General features: G+C 65.6%; 13 protein-coding genes. 9 read left to right on the top strand and 4 right to left on the bottom strand.

Annotated features, from left to right (window positions below; genetic code table 11):
• Positions 1-328 precede the first annotated feature (328 nt).
• The 7 genes from DBR10_RS12025 (at position 329) to phnX (ending at position 9,315) form a co-directional block, all read left to right on the top strand.
• Entirely contained in the window at positions 329-3,115 is a 2,787-nt protein-coding gene (locus DBR10_RS12025) for a TonB-dependent receptor (RefSeq protein ID WP_108489790.1), read from the top strand.
• Between the two features lie 72 nt (positions 3,116-3,187).
• Complete coding sequence (locus DBR10_RS12020) at positions 3,188-3,826, top strand: sulfotransferase family 2 domain-containing protein (protein ID WP_108489789.1); 639 nt, start codon at positions 3,188-3,190, stop codon at positions 3,824-3,826.
• Positions 3,823-4,452, top strand: coding sequence for an aspartyl/asparaginyl beta-hydroxylase domain-containing protein (locus DBR10_RS12015; RefSeq protein WP_108505241.1), 630 nt, complete (start codon positions 3,823-3,825; stop codon positions 4,450-4,452). Before DBR10_RS12020 ends, DBR10_RS12015 begins: the two co-directional genes overlap by 4 nt.
• On the top strand, positions 4,449-6,368 hold the full coding sequence (locus tag DBR10_RS12010) for a sulfotransferase (RefSeq protein ID WP_233243391.1): 1,920 nt from the start codon (positions 4,449-4,451) through the stop codon (positions 6,366-6,368). The genes DBR10_RS12015 and DBR10_RS12010 overlap by 4 nt, the downstream gene beginning before the upstream one ends.
• A gap of 3 nt (positions 6,369-6,371) precedes the next feature.
• Complete coding sequence (locus DBR10_RS12005) at positions 6,372-7,349, top strand: aspartyl/asparaginyl beta-hydroxylase domain-containing protein (RefSeq protein ID WP_108505240.1); 978 nt, start codon at positions 6,372-6,374, stop codon at positions 7,347-7,349.
• A gap of 5 nt (positions 7,350-7,354) precedes the next feature.
• Positions 7,355-8,476 carry a TIGR03364 family FAD-dependent oxidoreductase gene (locus DBR10_RS12000; protein ID WP_108505239.1) on the top strand — a complete coding sequence of 374 codons (1,122 nt, stop codon included), beginning with the start codon at positions 7,355-7,357 and terminating at the stop codon, positions 8,474-8,476.
• Positions 8,473-9,315 (top strand): phosphonoacetaldehyde hydrolase, encoded by an 843-nt coding sequence (phnX, locus tag DBR10_RS11995; RefSeq protein ID WP_108505238.1) that lies wholly within the window; start codon positions 8,473-8,475, stop codon positions 9,313-9,315. The genes DBR10_RS12000 and phnX overlap by 4 nt, the downstream gene beginning before the upstream one ends.
• Positions 9,316-9,320: 5 nt before the next feature.
• Here the strand turns inward: phnX and DBR10_RS11990 are convergent, their stop codons facing one another.
• Together DBR10_RS11990 and DBR10_RS11985 are read right to left on the bottom strand one after the other, a co-directional pair.
• Complete coding sequence (locus tag DBR10_RS11990; protein WP_108505237.1) at positions 9,321-9,896, bottom strand: HD domain-containing protein; 576 nt, start codon at positions 9,894-9,896, stop codon at positions 9,321-9,323.
• Positions 9,897-9,942: 46 nt separating this feature from the next.
• The gene (locus DBR10_RS11985; RefSeq protein ID WP_146184146.1) at positions 9,943-10,167 is read right to left on the bottom strand and encodes a hypothetical protein; all 225 of its coding nucleotides are present in this window, start codon (positions 10,165-10,167) and stop codon (positions 9,943-9,945) included.
• 42 nt (positions 10,168-10,209) lie between these two features.
• On the opposite strand from DBR10_RS11985, the gene DBR10_RS11980 reads away from it, so the two are divergent.
• A complete protein-coding gene (locus DBR10_RS11980; protein WP_108489177.1) occupies positions 10,210-10,929 on the top strand; it encodes a UTRA domain-containing protein in 720 nt (239 codons plus the stop codon).
• A 90-nt stretch (positions 10,930-11,019) separates the two neighbouring features.
• Positions 11,020-12,333, top strand: a complete 1,314-nt coding sequence (locus DBR10_RS11975) for a DUF5690 family protein (RefSeq protein WP_108505236.1) — start codon at positions 11,020-11,022, stop codon at positions 12,331-12,333.
• Positions 12,334-12,360: 27 nt separating this feature from the next.
• Here DBR10_RS11975 and DBR10_RS11970 read toward each other — a convergent pair whose 3' ends face one another.
• Positions 12,361-14,472: a phosphocholine-specific phospholipase C gene (locus DBR10_RS11970; RefSeq protein ID WP_108505235.1), complete on the bottom strand. Its 2,112-nt coding sequence runs from the start codon at positions 14,470-14,472 to the stop codon at positions 12,361-12,363.
• Between the two features lie 113 nt (positions 14,473-14,585).
• A partial coding sequence (locus tag DBR10_RS11965) for a glycoside hydrolase family 92 protein (RefSeq protein ID WP_146187842.1) occupies positions 14,586-15,980 on the bottom strand: 1,395 nt, incomplete at its 5' end.

Below are 15,980 nucleotides of genomic sequence, written 5' to 3'. Positions count from 1 at the left end.
TCCTGCTCTCGAGCTTCGAATTTTGGTCTAGTCCAATTTAACAACCTGGCTGCGCGGCCGTCTTTGCGATGCGGCCGCCTGGGACAGTCTGGCGCGACTGCGGCCAGGAGATGATCCGGCACGACTTGGTGCTGGCCTGCCAGAAAATCCGGTTTCGGAGCATAATTCACCACGAAAATGGCGGCCAACTGCCCCGGTTGGCTGCGAAGGCTCCGGTTGCGCGTCGGCCGAACAAAAATTCACACGCGATTTGGCCGGGCTGTCACGCAGGTGTCGCTGCTCGCTGCTTTAAGTCATCTGGTTCATACCAGTTGGGGCGAAGAACACCATGTCAAAGCCATATCCCGTTCGGGCTACAGGTCCGGATCTCAAGCGCATTCTGCTCGCAACCGCCGCGATCCTGGCCCTGGGGGCCCAGGCCTCTGGCGCGTTCGCTCAGGAAGCGACCGGTAATGAGGTCGACGCCGTGGTCGTCACGGGTTTCCGCAAGTCGCTGAGTGACGCCCGCAACATCAAGCGGGACTCGGTCATCCAGAAGGATGCGATCGTCGCCGAAGACATGGCGAAGTTTCCTGAACTGAACCTCGCGGAGTCGCTGCAGCGTCTGCCGGGTGTCCAGATCAACCGCGAGGCCGGCGAGGGCCGGCGCATCTCGCTGCGCGGCCTCGGTCCCGACTTCGCCCGCGTGCAACTGAACGGCATGGAAGTGCTGGGCAATGTCGACTCCGCCCAGGACAGTCGCGGCCAGCGCTCACGTGACCGGGCCTTTGACTTCAACATCTTCGCCTCGGAACTGTTCTCGAAGGTCGAGGTCGAGAAGACCTTTGAGGCCGCGCAGAATGAAGGGGGCATGGCCGGCACGGTCGGCCTGTTTACCGGCAAGCCGTTCGACTACAAGTCGGGCAGCAAGGGGGCCCTGTCGGTCAAGCTCGGTACCAACGAGTATACCGAAGATGCGCAGCCGCGTGTCGCCGCGCTGTTCAGCCACAACTGGGATGACAAGTTCGGCGTGCTGGTCTCGGTGGCCTATGGCAAGCGCGAGACGACCGAGCAGGGGCACAACACCTACAACTACTCCAAGCCCGGTGCTTCGACCCTGGCCGGCCTGGTCACCAAGGGCCTCGACATCTCAAAGCTGAGCGCTGCACAGCAGGCCAAGTTCCTGTCCGGCGACCTCTATTTCGCGGACGGCAACCGCATTTCGTCCTGGAACGCCAAGATGGAGCGGCTCGGTGTAACCGCTGCGGTGCAATGGAGGCCGGTGGACAACCTGCTCCTGACTCTCGATGCGCTGCATGGCGAGTTCACCACCCACCGTGACGAACTGCACCTGGCGACGCGTCCGCTCGCCTCCACGGGATCCGTAGCCTTCGACACGGCCGCCAGTTCGATCTGGCCGGCTGCGTTCCGGAAGAGCGCCGTCATCAACAATCTGGCCTGGGACAAGAGCAACTACGTCACCATGACCGACGTCACGGGGACGACCTTCGGCAGCGAGCATCGCCGGTCGCTGAACGAGAACCGCTTCGACCAGCTGGCCCTGACGGGCAAGTGGGATGTCTCCGAACAACTGACCATCGACGGTCACGTCGGCTACGAGAAGTCCACCTACAAGACGCCGTATGACGACAAGCTCTACATGCGCGCCAAGGGCAATCTGGTGGCTAACTATGGTGCGGACGGCCAGTCGGCCAACTTCTCGTATCCCGGGTGGGATCCCACTAATCCTGCCAACTACGCGATGGATTCATTCTATTATCGCGGGTTCAACAATGAATCGGGCCTGCGCGAGGGTGTGCTCAACGCCCGCTACGAACTGACCGACGCCCTCACCCTGCGGGCCGGGGTCGCCTATCACCGCTTCTCGCAGGACGGCATCGAGCTGTTCTACGACGACAACGTCAATGGGACCCGGTCCAAGGCCCGTGGAACCTCGGTGGCCGACATCACCTCGGTGTTCACCAACAACTTCGGCTCGTGGCTGATCGGCGACTACGCCAAGGCCTTCGCCAAGTACAACGAGTACCACCGCTTCGGTCCCAACAAGGACGGCACCGGCGGCGCGCTGCAGGACATCGAGAACGTCTACAAGACCACCGAAGAGACCGTGTCCGAGTACGTCCAGATGGACTGGGACAGCGATCTGTTCGGCAAGCGCTTCCGCGGCAATGTCGGCCTGCGCGGCTACAGCACCGACACGCACAGCACCGGCTGGATCCAGGGCGACAGCTACGCCTATCTGGGGACGGCCGACGTGGAGGGCAGCTATTCGGGTGTCCTGCCGGCCCTGAACACGGTTCTGGAACTGACACCAGAAGTTCTGGTGCGCTTCTCGGCCACGCAGAACCTGAACCGGCCCGGCCTGGGGTCGATGGCCGCAAAAGGGTCGGCGTTCCAGAACTCCGATAGCGGAGAGATCACCGCATCGCGTGGCAATCCCAACCTGAAGCCCTACAAGGACACCACCCTCGACCTGTCGGTGGAGTACTATTTCGGCAAGGTCGGGCTGCTGTCGGCCAGCGTGTTCCAGAAGACCATCAAGAACTACATCGGGTCCCAGACGCTCGAGGATATCCCGTTCAGCCAGACAGGCGTCCCGTTCACGACCATCCCCGGAGCCACGGCCAGCACGATCGTTTCCGAGTTCTCGATGCCGATCAATGTCGCGGGCAAGAACAAGCTGACGGGTCTCGAACTGGTCGCACAAAGCCAGTTTACGTTCCTGCCGGCCCCCTTCGACAACTTCGGTGCTGTGGCCAACTACACCTATGTGGACGCTGACCAGGCGCTCACCGGGGTCTCGAAAACCAGCTACAATGCCACGATCTATTACGAGACCGATCACTGGGGCGCGCGGGGCTCGCTGAGCCATCGCGACCGCTGGTTCAGCGGCCACAGTGACTCGCTGATGAGCGCCAGCACGCGCGGGTTCCAGGCCGGCACCTATTTCGACGCCTCGGCCTTCTACAACTTCAATGACCAGCTGCAGTTCACCTTGAACGCGATCAACCTGACCAACCAGAAGGACACCCAGTTCTGGGGTCAGAACGAATACCTCTATAATCAGACCCAGAGCGGCACGACCTACATGGTCGGGCTCAGCTACAAGTTCTGACACATCCAGACTCTAAAACTGATGCGCCCTGTCTCCTCGTGAGGCAGGGCGTTTTCCCGGGTGTCCTGAGACGTGATTGTTTCCCATCGTCATCGCTTCATTTTCGCAGCTGTCCCGAAGACCGGTACCCATGCGGTGCGTCGGGCCCTGCGCGAGCATCTGGACGATACCGACCTCGAACAGGTCGGCCTGTTCGTGAACAAGCGCTTTCCCTGGGGGGACCTGGCGGCGATCCGCCACGGTCACCTTCCCTTGCGCCAGATCCGCCCCTATCTCGGCGACGCGGTCTTTGAGGCCTATTTCAAGTTCGCTTTCGTGCGGAACCCCTTTGATCGCTTCGTTTCCTACTGCGCCTTCATGCTGCGCGACGGCGATGTCTTTCAGCAGCGGCCGCAGGACGTGATGCGTCACTTCCTGTTTGTCGAGCCGCCGGTGGATCACGTGCTGTTCCAGCCGCAGGCCTCGCTGCTGCTCTCCGAGGACGGGGTGAACCTGCTGACCGATGCCGTGGGGCGTGTCGAGGACATGCAGGGATCTTATGATACGATCTGTGCCCGGATCGGCGTTGCCTCGCGCCCGCTTGAGCGCGTCAATGACAGCCGTCGCGAGGATTACCGCCGTTACTACGACCGGGATCTGATTGATGGGGTCGCGGCGCGCTATGCTCAGGACCTTGAGGTCTTCGGCTACGGCTTTGACGGGCCGAAATGACCGCCGCCCCGCGCCCACTCACCGCCAATCCTCGCAAGACGTCGGGTGTCCGGTCCCTGGGCGCGGTCGACATCGCGGCCTTGCGGACGGCGGTGCTGGCGATCCCGCCGGCCCTGTGGGCCGAAGAAAACGCGCGCAAACCCAACAGGTTCGAAGTGCTGGACGAGACGATGCATATCGTCTTCCGCTTCATTGACAGCCCGCGCGACTGGCGTGGCTCGCATGACCGCCCGGCCTGGGCGCTCTGGAACCGGGTCCTGACGCCGGTGATGGAGCAGGCCGTCCGCCCCTATGGCTACCGCAGCGGTGTCTTTCCCCGGGTGATGCTGGCGCGGATGCGGCCCGGCGGCATGATCCATCCGCATATTGATGCCAATCCCGCCGCCAAGTGGCCGCACAAGATCCACGTTCCGCTGCTGACCAATCCCGGCGTGGTGTCCTTCTTCGGCGGACGGGAGCACCATTTTGCCGCCGGAGAGGCGGTGGAGGTCGACAATCTAGGCCCGCACTGGGTCCGGAACCAGGGCGAGACCGACCGCATCCACCTGATCTTTGAGTACTATGACGCCGACCAGCCCGAGCCGGACTGGCTGGAGCCGTTTCTGCGGGCGGAATCCGTCCGGTGAGCCGTGTGGCCGGCCGCAGCGATCGCGAGGCCCTCCTCCAGGAGGCCCGGGGCCTCCGTCAGGCCCATCGGATCCGTGAGGCCCTGACCCGGCTGGAGGATCTCAGGCGCGGACATCCCCGGTTCAGCCGCCTCTATCAGGAAAGCGGCCATTGCCACGTCCTGCTCGGCAACGCTCCGGCCGCGATCGAGGCCCTGGAGGAAGCGGTCCTGTTGAACCCGACCCTGCCGGCCAGCTGGGACATGCTGGAGCAGCTCTACCGCCGGCAAGGGGACGTGGCGCGGGCAGCCCAGGCGGCGCAGCATCTGGCCGTGCTGCAGCAACTGGCCCCGGCGGTCGTCGTCGCCAGCAGTCTGCTCGCCGATGATGATCTTGCCGCCGCCGAGGCGGTCATTCGGGACCATCTGGCGCAGGACCCCGGCAATCCCGGGTGTCTCCACCTTCTGGCGCGGATCCTGATCGCCCGGGGCGACCTCGGCGGAGCCCAGGCCCTGCTGGAGCCGCTGATCGAGCAGGTCCCCCTCTACCACGACGCGCGTTTTGACTACGTCCTGGTGCTGCTGCAGCAGCAGAGCTACCTGTCGGCCCGACGCGAGGCCGAAGGGCTGCTCGCTCATGATCCGGTCCGGCGGGATTACCGGAAGCAGTATGCGGCGGCCTGTATCGGGCTCGGCGATCATGAGCCGGTCATCGATCTCTACGAGGAGTTGCTGGCGGAGCCGTCGCTGCCAGGTCCGGAGATCGCCGAGCTGCGGCTGTGGCGCGGCAATGCGCTCAAGGTCACTGGCCGGCAGGCTGAGGCTGTAGCCGACTACCGGGCCGCCCTCGCGGCCAGGCCGGACTATGGCGTGGCCTGGTTCAGCCTCGCCAATCTGAAGACCTATGTCTTCACCGACGAGGACCTTGATCGCCTGCGGGCTGCGGAAGCGCGCAATGACCTGCAGGACCTGGACCGCGTCTATCTGGGTTTTGCGCTCGGCAAGGCGCTTGAGGACCGGCGGGCCTTTGCCGAATCCTGGGCCAGCTATGCCCGTGCCAATGCCCTTAGGCGGTCGGCGAGCCTCTATCGGCCCGAGGTCGCCGAGGCCTGTGTGGAGCGGCTCAAGGCGGTGTTCAAGCCCGAGGTCTTCGCCACCCGGGCGGGTTGGGGGGCGGGGGATACCGCACCCATCTTCATCCTCGGTCTGCCGCGCTCCGGATCAACCCTGATCGAACAGATCCTGGCCTCGCATTCGGCGGTCGAGGGGACTCAGGAGCTGACCGAGATCGACCGCATGGTCGCCGAACTCTGCGGGCGCGATGGGGCCTGTGGCCTGCCGGTGGAGCCTGAGGCCATCCTGCGCCTTTCGGCCGGACAGATCCGGGCCATGGGCGAGCGCTTCCTGACCGAAACCCGGACTTACCGCCGCTTGGGCAAACCCTTCTTTATCGACAAGATGCCGAACAATTTCTGGCACATAGGCCTGATCCACCTGATCCTGCCGCAGGCGACCATCATCGATGTCCGGCGCGAGCCCATGGCCTGCGGCTTCAGCAACTTCAAGCAGATGTTCGGCTCCGGGAACCAGGAGTTCAGCTACGGTCTGGACGATCTGGCTCGCCACTATCGGGCCTATCTGCAGCTCATGCAGCACTGGGATGCTGTGCTGCCAGGACGCGTCCTGAAGGTAGACTACGAAGCAATCGTCGACGATCTCGAACCCAGCGTGCGTCGCTTGCTGGCCCATTGTGGTCTGGAGTTCGAACCGGCCTGCCTGGCCTTTCACGAAACCCGGCGCAGTATCCGCACGCCCAGCTCAGAACAGGTTCGCCGGCCGATCGGGCGCGAGGCCCTTGACCAGTGGTGCCCCTATGAGCCCTGGCTGGGGCCTCTGAAATCGGGCCTGGGTGATGCCCTGACGACTGGCAGGACCTGAACGATGCGCCTGTCCCAACCCTTCTTTCAGCTCCCCATGGTGTGCGATGCGGCGCGGCTGCAGTCCGAAGTGGCAGCCTTGCCGGCCGAGGCCTGGATTGCCCACCCCGACCGCGTAGCCGGCAATAGCGCAGCACGACTGATCAGCGCCGGCGGCGGTGAAACGGACTCTGTTCACGGGCAGATGCTGCCGACGCCCTGGCTGGCCGGCATGCCCTATGTGCAGCAGGTCCTGGCAGCCTTTGGTGTCGTGTGGAGCCGGTCACGCCTGATGCGGCTGGCGCCCGGCGCTGGCGTGCCCGAACACGCGGACATCAACTATCACTGGCACAAGCGGGTGAGGCTGCACATCCCGGTCTTTACCCGTCCCGAGGTCCGCTTCCACTGCGACGGCCAGGCGGTTCACATGGCCGCAGGGGAGGCCTGGATCTTCGACAACTGGCGCCGGCACCATGTCGAGAATCGCTCGAGTGCCGAACGGATCCACCTTGTTGCCGACACCAGTGGAACTGCCGCGTTCTGGCAGTTTGCCTGTGGTCCGACTCCGCCTCGCGCGCAGTGGCGGACAGTGGCCTGGTCAGCCGGCGCGAATTCGAAACTGCTCACCGAGGGCGACCAGCGCTTGCCGGTCATGCCGGCGGCCGAGGTAGAATGGCTCGTCGACGACCTGCGGACGGAACTTGCGATTGGCGACGCCGTCGCCGACTCTGAAGAACGCCTTGCCCGCTTCGGTCTGCTGCTCGAGGACTTTGTCCTCGACTGGCGCCAACTGTGTGCTCTGCATGGTACCGGTGGGCGAGGTCGGGCAGACTTCCTGAGACTCGCCCGGGCCGTTCATGGCGCGGCCAGGTCCCTGTCGGGGGGGCTGATCATGAGGACCAACCGAGCCGACGCCTTGCTGGTCCTCGAAAAGCGGATCCTGCAACATCTGGTCGAAGACGAGGGTTCGTTGCCGACCGGCCAGATTTCGAGCCTGGGATGAAAGACATGGACCGGACATTCGATCTCGCCGTCGTCGGTGCCGGCATTGTGGGTCTCGCCCATGCCCTGGCGGCCGCCCGTCTCGGCCAGAGGGTGGTCGTCATTGACCGCGACGCCCAGGCCAACGGGGCCTCGGTCAGAAACTTCGGCTTCGTGACGGTCACGGGTCAGGCCCGGGGCGAGGTCTGGAAACGGGCCCGGCGTTCTGCAGAGGTCTGGAACGAGGTCGCCGGTCCTGCCGGCATTGAGGTGTTGCAGCGCGGCCTGACCATGGTGGCGCGCCGACCGGAGGCCCAGGCCGTTCTGGAGAGCTTCCTGCAGACCGAGATGGCCGAAGGCTGCGCCTGGCGCGATGCCGACCGCCTGGGCGACCGACTGCCCGTCCGGGGCAAGGTGCTGGGGGGGCTGACCAGCCAGGTGGACCTGCGGGTGGAATCCCGTACGGCCATTCCGAGGCTGGCGGCCTGGCTGGCGGAAGCCCATGGCGTCGTCTTCCATCGGGGTGCGGCGGTCTGGCGAGTCGAGCCCGGGCTCCTGGAGACCTCAACCGGCGCGATCGCAGCGAACGCGATTGTCGTCTGTCCCGGTGATGATCTGGTCACGCTGTTTCCCGATCATTTTGCGCGGGCCAGGGTGACCCGCTGCAAGTTGCAGATGCTGCGCCTGGCCGATCCGGGCTGGCGCCTTCCGGCACCGGTGATGTCGGACCTCGGCCTGGTCCGTTATCTCGGCTATGCCGAGTTGCCGCAGGCCGAGCCGCTTCGGGCCCGGCTTCTGGCCGAGCAGGGCCGTCATCTCGAAAATGGCATCCATCTGATCGTCGTCCAGAGCGCGGATGGTTCGCTGGTGGTCGGTGACAGCCACCACTATGCCGCGACACCCGACCCGTTTGGCCATGCCGACGTCGATGCCCTGATCCTTGAGGAGTTCGCCGCCGTGTTCGGCCAGGCCGCGCCCCCTGTGCTGGAGCGCTGGACGGGAACCTATGCTTCGGCCGCCGGCCACAGCCTGGTCGAGACCCCCATGCCCGGCGTTCGTCTGGTCAGCGTGACCAGCGGCACCGGGGCCTCCACAGCCTTCGGCCTGGCCGAGGACGTCATCTCCGAACTCCTGGGTGAATGCCAATGACGCTGTCCCTGTCGCCCAGCCCCATCCGTGCCGTAGTTTTCGACTGGGCCGGAACGATGATCGATTTTGGCTGTCGGGCCCCGGTTGTGGCCCTGCGCGCGGTGTTTGCCGAGGCGGGCATCGAGATTACCGAGGCTGAGGCACGGGCAGATATGGGCCGGGCCAAGCGTGACCATGTGCGGGCCCTGCTGGCCATGCCGCGCATCGCCGCGCTCTGGTTCGCCCGCTTCGGCACCGATCCGGCCGAAGAGGATGTTTCCCGCCTGCACGATGCCGTTGAACCCAGGATGCAGGCGGCGGCCCGCGACTGCGCCCGGCTGATCCCCGGAGCCGCCCAGATCGTTGCAGACCTTCGCAGCCGGAGCGTGCCGATCGGATCCACCACCGGCTACACCCGGCCGATGATGGCTGACATCCTCCCCCTGGCGGACACCCAGGGCTATGCGCCGGATGTCGTCGTCTGCGCCGGCGAAACCCGGTTCGGACGCCCTTCACCCCTGATGATGTGGAAGGCCCTGGTCGAACTCGGCGCCTGGCCGGCCCGGGCCTGCGTCAAGGTCGACGATGCGACCGTCGGCATCCAGGAAGGGCTTGAGGTTGGAGCCTGGACGGTCGGTCTGTCGGCTTCGGGCAATGGGATCGGCCTCGATCAGAAGGCGTTTGAGGGCTTGCCGTCGGCCGATCGCGAAGCCCGGGTCACGGCCTCGGCCAAGGCTCTCTATGAGGCCGGGGCCCACTATGTGGTCGAGAGTGTCGCCGGACTGGGCCCGGTCCTGGCCGACATCGAGGGACGGATCGCACGCGGCGAGGTCCCGCCGCTGAGCCGCATCCCTGCCTGAAGGGGTTACAGGATACCCGCGCGCCCGATCTCCGCGCGGAGCAGGTCATGATAGGTCTCGAAGCCCGCGACCTCTGCGTCGGGAGCTTTCCCGGCCTCGTCATAGGATCGCAGTCGCAGAGCCGCCTGGGCCATAGGGTCAGTCAGGAAGGTGTCGACCTCACCGGGTGCCATCGGGCCACCCTGCAGGGCCAGGCTTTGCACGGAAGCCGGGCTGAGGCGCTCCAGATAGGCTGGGTCGACTGTGACCCTGTATCGTTTGGCCGCGACGTGCAGGCGGACCGGCTCGGTCACTTCAGGGCTGAAGGCGCGCGCAAGAAAGCCGGCGCTGATCTGTTCATGGCGGGTATCAATGCCGAGGTCGGCGGCGTCCTCACCGGCCTTCTGCATCATGTGGCCGATATCGTGGAGCAGGGCGGCGACGATCATGGCCGGCGGGGCCGCGTCGAGCTTGGCGTGGTGGGCGGTCTGGAGGGCATGCTGCATCTGGCTTACGCCTTCGCCGTAGCGGAGATGGCCGAGACGATTGAAGACATCCGTGAGGTCGGCCACGAAGGCATCGGCCGCTGCGTTGCAGGTCATGAGGGATCCGAAAGGGTCGTGGGAGCTGGAGGCTTGGGCTGTGCAGCTAGAGGCGTATGGCACTGATGCCGGGGTCGGCGTGGCTGGTGGGTTCGGTTGCAAGATGTCCGGCCGGGCGGTCCGTCGTCATGGCCTTCATCTCCGAAAATCTCAGTTTGGTATAGACCAGATTGAAGTGGCATTCGGCGAAACTTTCGTGAATCCTTGATCGCGGGCGGAAAGTCGTGAGCCTGAGACCGGCTTTCTTGACCTTGGGGTAGTGGGCTTCCATCCTCGCGCCATGGCGGGATTCGACCGCCGGCAGGTTCTTCCGATGCAGCAGTCCGACACCCTCCATTATCTTGGAGTACGAGACGACATCGCCGTTCGGATCGTCAGCGGCGAGTTCAGGGCTGGCCAGAAACTGCCGTCGGAGCGCCAGCTCCAGATCGGCGGCGGGGTTGCTCGCGGTACGATTCGTGAGGCGCTTTTCCAGCTGGAAGCCGAGGGGCTGATCTACCGGCGCGACCGGAGTGGCTGGTACGTCTCGCCGCCCCCCGTGGTCTATGATCCGACCCGGTGGGAAGGCTTCATGTCCTATGTCGAAGCCCAGGGCCGGCGGCCGGCAACGGAGACCCTGAGCAAGGTCGAAATCCCTTGCGATGCCGAGCTGGCGCAGATTTTCTCGCGACCGGTCGGCGCACCGATGTACTGGATTCGCCGCCGTCGCTCGATCGACGACCGGGCCGTCCTGATCGAAAGTATCGTTGTCGACGCCTCCCTGGCTCCGGGTCTCATCAAGCATGATCTCGACGGTTCGCTGACCTCGGTCCTCAAATCGGTCTATGGCATCGGAGTTGCCCGCAACAAGGTGGACATGCGGCCCTGCGCCCTGATCCGTGACGAGGCCGAGGCCCTGCGGGTCAAGTCTGGTCTGCCCGGCCTCAGCGTTGAGCGGACCTGCTACAATGCCCAGGGGCAGGTCGTCGAATTTGATCGGGAACACTGGCGACACGACGCCCTGAAGGTCAGTGTGGACATCCGGGTCCGCTAGGGCGCGGTGGCCCGGCTTCCACCCGTGTGTTCCCGTCATCCGGCTGTCGTGGACGTGGTCTAGACCAGCTGCTTCAATTGGAGCGTTTCGATGAGCACGGCCCCACGACGCTGGCTGGAGCGAGCCAATCCGCTGGCGTTCACGCTGTTCGCGGGGCTTGCCGGCTTCTGCGCCTACTTCTCGATGTATGCCTTTCGCAAGCCGTTCGCGGCGGCGACGTTCGGCGAGGTCGACGGCTGGACCCTGGCGATTGACTACAAGATCGCCCTGGTCCTGGCCCAGGTCGCCGGCTATGCCGCCTCAAAGCTGATCGGAGTCAAGGTGATCTCCGAGATCGCACCGGCGCGACGCGGCGCGGCCATCCTGGGACTGATCGGCACGGCCTGGCTGGCCCTGCTGGCCTTCGCCGTGGTTCCCGCGCCCTGGAATGTGGCGGCCCTGTTCCTCAACGGCCTGCCCCTGGGCATGATCTGGGGCCTGGTGTTTGGTTATATGGAAGGGCGTCGGACGTCCGAGGTTCTGGGCGCAATCCTCTGTGCCAGCTTCATCCTCTCGTCCGGTGTCGTGAAGTCGGTGGGCAAGTGGCTGATGGTCGAGGTGCATGTCTCGCCATTCTGGATGCCGGCGGCGACCGGCGCGCTGTTCCTGCCGCTGCTGGCCCTTTCAGTCTGGGCCCTGGTTCAGCTCCCGCCGCCCAGTCCCGCCGATGAGGCGGCGCGCGTGCGTCGCCAGCCTATGAACCGGGACCAGCGCCGGGCCTTCCTGGCGGCCTATGCCCCCGGTGTGGTGCTGCTGGTCATGGCCTATGTGCTTCTGACGGCGTTCCGGGACTTCCGCGACAATTTTGCCGCCGAGATCTGGAGCGCCCTGGGGTTCGGCGAGGCCTCAGGCGTCTTTACCGCCAGCGAGTTTCCGGTCGCGGTGATTGCCCTGGCGGTGATGGCGGCGGTCATGCTGGTGCGCGACAACCTGCGGGCGCTGCTGGTCATGCACGGCGTCATTCTGGCCGGCTTCCTGATCCTGGGCCTGTCGACCCTGGCCTTCCAGGCGCATCTGCTCTCGCCGCTGGTCTGGATGATCATGACCGGGGCCGGCCTCTACATGGCCTATACGCCGTTCAATGCCATGCTGTTTGATCGCATGATCGCCTTCAGCGGCCGGATCGGAACGGCAGGCTTCCTGATCTATCTGGCGGACGCCTCGGGCTATCTGGGCAGTGTCGCGCTGCTGCTCTGGCGCAACTTCGCCATGGTGCGTCTGGACTGGCTGGCCTTCTTCACCGCCAGTGCCTATGCGACCAGCGTCGTCGGGGTCGCCTGCACCCTTCTGGCGGGGATCTACTTCCTGCGGCGCAAGCCGGACGTTGCCGAAGGACCCGAGGGGACGCGGCAGGCCGCCGTCTGAAGGCACTGCCGCGTTGGTCTCTGGCGTCTAGAGCCGGAACAGTTGATCCATGACGGCGGCGCCGCCCATGGCGGGATCCGTGATGCTATCGAGGCCCGTCTCCAGCCGTCCTGCAAGCCGGCGCAGATAGCCGTCAGCCTCGATAGACAGGTCGTACCAGCCGCCCGTCCCCTTGACGTTCAACAGGTGCCGGACAGTGCGTGACGGCGGCAGGTCCAGGCTCCAGGGCCGGAAGGCAGTCTTGTAGGCGTTCGGGGTTGCCGAAACCTTCCGAATGACATCTCCGAAATTGCGCAGGCTCAGCGTGAGCTGTCCGGCCTGAGACACCGAGACACCCAGCGTGGGCTCCCGGCCTGGTGCCGTGCCGATGTAGTGGCGGTGGAAGCCGTTCGGGCCCAGCACCCAGAGGTCATAGGCTCCCGCAGGCCAAAGGGCGGTCAACTCCCGGCCCGGTTCAACGGTAAAGCGCCGCGGCGGAAGCTCCAGCCGGAGCCGGTCATAGACATGGAAGACGGCTGCCTGCCTGCCGTCATTGGCCAGGCTCAGCCCCTGCCGGTTGTCCCTGGCCTGCTCGTCGATCCGCAACGCATAGGGCAGGGCCCGTGACGGTCGCGGCCCTGTCGCCTGGACCGGTACAGCCAGGGTCGTGGGTGTCGGCGGCACGGTCGTCGCCGGCAGGGCCGCAGCCTTTGCCGCCGTGGCCTCGGTGCTCGGTAGGGCCTGGACGAAGGGCGTCGTGTTCGGGGCCTTGAAATCAAAGGCGCTGGTCAGGTCGCCGCAGACGGCACGGCGCCAGGGCGAGATATTGGGCTCCTTGACCCCGAAACGCGCTTCCATGAAGCGGATCACAGAAGTGTGGTCGAAGACCTGCGAATTGACCCACCCGCCCCGGCTCCAGGGCGAAAGCACATAGAGCGGGACGCGCGGACCCAGCCCATACGGCCGGCCCATCAGCTCTTCGCGTTCGGCCTTGGCCTCAGTGGGATTACGGACGTGGTGGTACTCGCCGGCCGTGTCGACGGTGGAGGCCCCCAGCACGGTGCCGTCCGTCGCGATGGACGGCGGTGCCGGCGGCGGGACATGGTCGAAGAAGCCGTCATTCTCGTCGAACATGACCAGCAGCACGGTGCGGGCCCAGACCTTCGGGTCGGCCGTCAGGGCGTCGATCACCCGTGCGGTATAGTCTGCGCCCTGGGCCGGGCTGGAGGGGCCGGGGTGCTCTGAATCGGCCGCCGGGGCGACGATGTAGGAGACCTGCGGCAGGGCCCCGGACAGGACATCCTCGCGCAGGCCGTCCAGCTTGCGGGTCGACAGGGCCAGGGCCTTGAGGCGCGGGTCCGAGCCCGGCAGGCCGTCATGGCTGTCGCGATAGGTCTTGAAGCCGGCCGTGGGATTGTCGGTGAAGTTGTCGGCCATGTCCTGGTAGATCCGCCAGCTGACGCCGGCGGCCAGCAGGCGCTCGCCATAGGTCGTCCAGCGATAGGGATCGGCCGCGCCGCCGTCGGCGACCAAGCTATCGTGGCTGTTGGAAATGGAAGGGCCGCCGAACTGCCCCGAAGGGTCGTTGGTCGCCGTCCAGAGGAACAGCCGGTTCGTGTTGGTCCCTGTCTGGGTCGAGCAGTGATAGGCGTCGCACAGGGTAAAGGCATCGGCCATTGCATACTGGAACGGGATGTCCTCGGGGCGGTAATAGCCCATGGCCCGTTCGGTCTTGGCGGCCGGCCAGCGGTTCATGCGGCCTTCGTTCCAGGCCGCCTGGGCATCGGCCCAGCTGTGGGGCGTGCCCTCGACCCGCATGTGGGCAAAGGTCGAGACCGTGTCCAACGGGAAGGGTGACACCTGGGGTGGACCGCCCGCGCCGGTGTCATTGACCTGGGTCCAGACGGTCCGGTTCTCAACGCCTGGGCTGTTCGGCACCGGGATCGGGAACCGGTCACCGAAGCCCCGGACGCCGTTCATCACGCCGAAATAGTGATCGAAGGCCCGGTTCTCCTGCATGAGGATCACCACATGTTCGACGTCCTTCAGGGTTCCGGTGCGGACATCGGCATCAATGGCCAGGGCTCTGGCGACAGCCGGCGGCAGGGCCAGGGCCGCGGTGGCTGACAGGAGAAAGGCGCGGCGGTCTAGTGGGGACATGGCACTTCCTGCCGGACTCCTGAACGGGGCTTCTGTCTAGCGGCGACCGATGTCCCCGGCATGACAGTGACCGCGTTCCAGACCTTGCCCCAAGGCGTCGTGGATCGGCCAGCTCATTGACCCGCAGAGGTGGCAAACTCAAGCCGCCCCGCCGAGATCAGCTGGCTATGCGGAATGGCGGGAGCCGATAGCGGCAGGCCGTCCCTTGTGAAGCCCGACAGGTGATCCCCCTGGCCCTGGCGCTCAATGATCAGCGCCTTACGGCCCGGGACCTCGATGCGGGCCCGCTCGACCAGCGGAATGCCGAGGACATAGCGACCGCTGGCCGGCTGGGCCGGATAGAAACCCAGGGTGGCGAAGATGTACCAGGCGCTCATCTGGCCAGCGTCTTCATTGCCGATGATGCCGTCAGGCCTGTCCTTGTAAAAGTCGTGGGCGATCCGCCGCACCAGCCTGTGCCCGGTCTCTGGCTTGTCGGTGAAGGCATAGAGCCACGCGACGTGGTGGCTGGGCTCATTGCCATGGGCATACTGGCCAATCATCGCTTCCTGGCCGAGATAGGCCGCGCCCTTGGTCGGGGGCAGGTCGAAGAAGAAGCGATCGAGCATGGCGCGGAAGGCGGCCGCGCCGCCCATCGCGTCGCGCAGACCCTCGGGGTCATGCAAGGCCGGGGTCCAACTGTACTGCCAGGCGTTGGCTTCGGTGTAGTCGCCCGGATTGTTCAGGGGCGAGGTCGGCATCAGCGGATCGAACGGCGTGCGCCAGTTGCCCTGGCTATCGCGGCCGCGCGTCAGCCGGGTTTCGGGGTCGATCAGGGCGCGCCAGGACCCCGCCCGACGGGCAAAGCGCTGCCCAGTCGTGGGCTCACCGAGCAGGGTAGCCATCCGGGCGACGGCATCATCGCCGATGCCGGCCTCCAGTGTCCGCGAGACCGCTTCCCCCTCCACGCGATCGAAGGGGTAGTAGCCGTAGCGGTCAAGGACGCTCCATTGCGACAGGGCGGCATCTTCCGTTGAGGTTCGGACCATGGCGGCCAGGGCGCGCCGGCCGTCAAAGCCACGGAAGCCCTTGGCCCAGGCATCGGCCAGCACCGGCAAGGCGGGCTCGCCGATCATCGTGCCGGTCTCGCCGCCCCAGATCGGCCAGATCGGCAGGCGGCCGCTGGCCTCGGCATGGTCGAGCAGGCTGCCTGCGAAATCATCGACCCGCTCGGGCACTAGCAGGGTGTAGAGCGGCATGGCGGCGCGGAAGCTGTCCCACAGCGAAAAGGTCGAGTAGCGCAGGCCGTGTTTCGCCTTGCGAATGCGGCCGTCCGGACCGCGCCAACGGCCATCGCGGTCGGAGATCACCGACGGATGCAGGAAGGCGTGATAGAGCGCGGTCGTGAAGATCCGCTGCTGTTCGCGTGGCCCCTCGATGGTGGCGCGGGCCAGCAACCGGTTCCATTCCCTGCGTGCCCCTGACGCCGCCCGGTCAAAGTTCCAGTGCGGGATTTCAGCGCGGTTGAG

The sequence above is a fragment of the Caulobacter sp. HMWF025 genome (genome assembly GCF_003060965.1).
In the GTDB taxonomy this organism is placed as follows: Bacteria; Pseudomonadota; Alphaproteobacteria; order Caulobacterales; family Caulobacteraceae; genus Caulobacter.
The sequence above is the reverse complement of the archived record's forward strand: the minus strand, read 5'-3'. Positions and strand labels throughout refer to the sequence as shown.